This window comes from Pseudomonas sp. (assembly GCF_050739995.1).
In the GTDB taxonomy this organism is placed as follows: Bacteria; Pseudomonadota; Gammaproteobacteria; order Pseudomonadales; family Pseudomonadaceae; genus Aquipseudomonas.
Window position 1 is genome coordinate 1 of record NZ_JBOICG010000781.1, and the last position, 3688, is coordinate 3688.

The 3688-nt window shown below is 60.9% G+C and carries 3 protein-coding genes; all 3 read left to right on the top strand.

The window, feature by feature from the left end; all coding sequences use genetic code 11:
• Positions 1-1343, top strand: a 1343-nt coding sequence (locus ACRESD_RS26440) for an SEC-C metal-binding domain-containing protein (RefSeq protein WP_431753602.1), incomplete at its 5' end; no start/stop codon positions are given.
• A 123-nt stretch (positions 1344-1466) separates the two neighbouring features.
• Complete coding sequence (gene argJ, locus ACRESD_RS26445; protein ID WP_431753603.1) at positions 1467-2684, top strand: bifunctional glutamate N-acetyltransferase/amino-acid acetyltransferase ArgJ; 1218 nt, start codon at positions 1467-1469, stop codon at positions 2682-2684.
• A 20-nt stretch (positions 2685-2704) separates the two neighbouring features.
• Positions 2705-3649, top strand: coding sequence for a Nudix family hydrolase (locus tag ACRESD_RS26450; RefSeq protein ID WP_431753604.1), 945 nt, complete (start codon positions 2705-2707; stop codon positions 3647-3649).
• Positions 3650-3688: the final 39 nt, after the last annotated feature.

The following is a 3688-nucleotide window of genomic DNA, read 5'->3' on the forward strand; positions in this document are numbered from 1 at the left end:
TGTCCAACCTGCTCAACAAGGAAGGCATCGAGCACAAGGTACTGAACGCCAAGTTCCACGAAAAAGAAGCCGAGATCATCGCCCAGGCCGGTCGCCCAGGCGCACTGACTATCGCCACCAACATGGCCGGTCGTGGTACCGACATCCTGTTGGGCGGTAACTGGGAAGTCGAAGTCGCGGCACTGGAAAACCCGAGCCCTGAGCAGATCGCCCAAATCAAGGCCGACTGGCAGAAGCGTCACCAGGCCGTACTGGAGTCCGGTGGTTTGCAGGTGATTGCGTCCGAGCGCCACGAATCTCGCCGTATCGACAACCAGCTGCGCGGTCGTGCCGGTCGTCAGGGTGACGCGGGTTCCAGCCGCTTCTACCTGTCCCTGGAAGACAGCCTGATGCGTATCTTTGCCTCGGACCGGGTGAAGAACTTCATGAAGGCCCTGGGCATGCAGTCCGGTGAGGCGATCGAGCACCGCATGGTGACCAACGCCATCGAGAAGGCCCAGCGCAAGGTTGAAGGCCGCAACTTCGACATTCGTAAGCAACTGCTCGAGTTCGATGACGTCAACAACGAACAGCGTAAAGTGATCTATCACATGCGTAACACGTTGCTGGCCGCCGACAACATTGGCGAGACCATCGCTGATTTCCGTCAGGACGTGCTGAACGCCACCGTCAGCGCCCACATTCCGCCACAGTCCCTGCCTGAGCAGTGGGATGTTGCCGGCCTGGAAGCGGCGCTCAAGAGCGACTTCGGTGTCGACCTGCCGGTCCAACAGTGGCTGGACGAAGACGATCACCTGTACGAAGAGACATTGCGCGAGAAGCTGATGACCGAGCTGCTGGCCGCGTACAACGAGAAAGAAGAACAGGCGAGTGCCGAAGCACTGCGCACCTTCGAGAAACAAATCGTACTGCGCGTGCTGGACGACCTGTGGAAAGACCACCTGTCGACCATGGACCACCTGCGTCACGGCATCCACTTGCGTGGCTACGCCCAGAAGAACCCGAAGCAGGAGTACAAGCGCGAGTCGTTCACGCTGTTCTCCGAGCTGCTGGATTCGATCAAGCGCGACTCGATTCGCGTGCTGTCCCACGTTCAGGTGCGTCGCGAAGACCCGATCGAGGAAGAGGCTCGCCTGCGTCAGGAAGCCGAAGCGCTGGCTGCCCGCATGCAGTTCCAGCATGACGAAGCACCGGGTCTCGAGCAGCCGGAAGTATTGGGCGAAGAGGTCGATGTGGCCTTGGCTCAAACACCGGTTCGCAACGATCAGAAGCTGGGCCGCAACGAACTGTGCTGGTGCGGTTCGGGCAAGAAGTTCAAACACTGTCACGGCGAAATCAACTAAGATTTTTGCCTGACGCTGCAACACCCCGCGCCGCGACCGGCTTCTGCCGTCGCGGCGTTTTGCCATTAATTTCACCGTCGATCACGACGGCACAGACATCACCTATTTTTAAGGAGCGCATTCATGGCTGTTGGTCTTGGTCCTTTGCCCACATTGCACCCGGTTGCCGGTTTTGAACTCGGTATCGCTTCGGCCGGCATCAAGCGCCCGGGGCGCAAGGATGTGGTGGTGATGCGCTGTGCCGAAGGCTCGACCGTGGCAGGTGTGTTCACCCTCAACGCGTTCTGCGCAGCACCGGTGATCCTGGCCAAGCAACGCGTTGCCGGCAACATCCGTTACCTGCTGACCAACACCGGCAATGCCAACGCCGGCACCGGCGAGCCGGGCCTGGTTGCCGCGGCGCGCACTTGCGCCAAGCTGGCCCAACTGGCGGGCGTGGATGCCAGCCAAGTGCTGCCGTACTCCACCGGCGTAATCGGTGAGCCACTGCCTGTGGAAAAAATCGAAGGCGCCCTGCAAGCTGCGCTGGATGATCTGTCTGTGGATAACTGGGCCGCTGCCGCCACCGGCATCATGACCACCGACACGCTGCCAAAGGGCGCAAGCCGACAGTTCGTGCACGAAGGCGTGACCGTCACCGTGACAGGTATCAGTAAGGGCGCGGGCATGATCCGCCCGAACATGGCCACCATGCTCGGCTACATCGCCACCGATGCCAAGGTCTCCCGTGAGGTGCTGCACAAGTTGATGCTGGACGGCGCCAACAAGTCGTTCAACCGCATCACCATCGATGGCGACACCTCTACCAACGACTGCTGCATGCTGATCGCTACCGGCAAGGCCAACCTGCCGGAAATCACCACCACTGAAGGCCCATTGTTCGAGGCGTTGAAAAAGGCGGTGTTTGAAGTGTGCATGGAGGTGGCCCAGGCCATCGTGCGCGATGGCGAAGGTGCCACCAAGTTCGTCACGGTTGAAGTCAACGGCGGCGCCAATCACCAGGAATGCCTGGATGTGGGTTACACCGTAGCCCATTCGCCGCTGATCAAAACCGCGCTGTTCGCCTCCGACCCGAACTGGGGCCGCATCCTTGCCGCCGTCGGCCGTGCCGGCGTACCGGATCTGGACGTGAGCAAGATCGACGTGTTCCTGGGTGAGGTGTGCATCGCCAGCCGTGGTGCCCGTGCCGAAACCTACACCGAGGCTCAGGGCTCGGCGGTGATGCAGCAAGAAGAAATCACCATCCGTATCGAACTGGGTCGCGGCGCGTGCAGCGAAACCATCTGGACCACCGACCTGTCCCACGAGTACGTGAAGATCAACGCGGAATACCGTACCTGATAGCCAAGAGGAAAAACGCGGTGAAACGAGTGCATGTAGCAGCAGCGGTGATCCGCGGTGTCGACGGCAGGATTTTGCTGGCGCGCCGTGCCGACACCCAGCATCAGGGCGGCCTCTGGGAGTTTCCCGGTGGCAAGGTGGAGGCCGATGAGTCGGTCGCAACCGCCTTGTCGCGTGAATTGCAGGAGGAATTGGGCATTCAGGTCACTACGGCGCGACCGCTGATCAAGGTGCAGCATGATTACCCGGACAAACAGGTGTTGCTGGATGTCTGGGAGGTGTCGGCGTTTACCGGTGAGCCTCATGGGGCCGAAGGGCAGCCGCTGGAATGGGTCGCGCCTCGGGACTTGCTCAACTATGAGTTCCCGGCTGCCAATGCACCCATCGTTTCGGCGGCGCGCTTGCCTGCAGAGTACCTGATCACTCCTGGCGAGCTGGAAACCCCAACGCTGTTGCGGGGCCTTCAGAAAGCCATTGCGGGTGGCATCAAGCTGGTTCAACTGCGTGCGCCCAACGGCTACGACCCTAAATACCGTGACTTGGCGGTGGATGCAGTGGGCCTGTGTGCTGGCAAGGCGCAATTGATGCTCAAGGGGCCCTTTGAGTGGCTGGGGGATTTCCCTTCGGCAGGCTGGCACATGACCTCGGCGCAACTGCGCAAATATGCGAGTAAAGGTCGGCCATTGCCCAAGGACCGCTGGTTGGCGGCTTCTTGCCACAATGCTGAGGAGCTGGCGCTGGCGGAACTGATGGACGTGGATTTCGTCACGCTGTCACCGGTACAGCCGACCCAGACCCATCCTGATGCGCAGCCTTTGGGTTGGGAGCAGGCGGCGGAGTTGATCAAGGGATTCAGCAAGCCGGTGTTTCTGTTGGGCGGGCTTGGGCCTGCCGAGCGGGAGCAGGCTTGGGAAACCGGCGCCCAAGGTGTTGCCGGTATTCGGGCGTTCTGGCCAGAGGTTTGATGTCGTTCTGACTGGCCTCTTCGCGAGCAAGCCCGCTCC

Coding starts and splice junctions, on each gene's coding strand:
- argJ (WP_431753603.1), top strand. CDS start 1,467: ATGGCTGTTGGTCTTGGTCCTTTGCCCACATTGCACCCGGTTGCCGGT.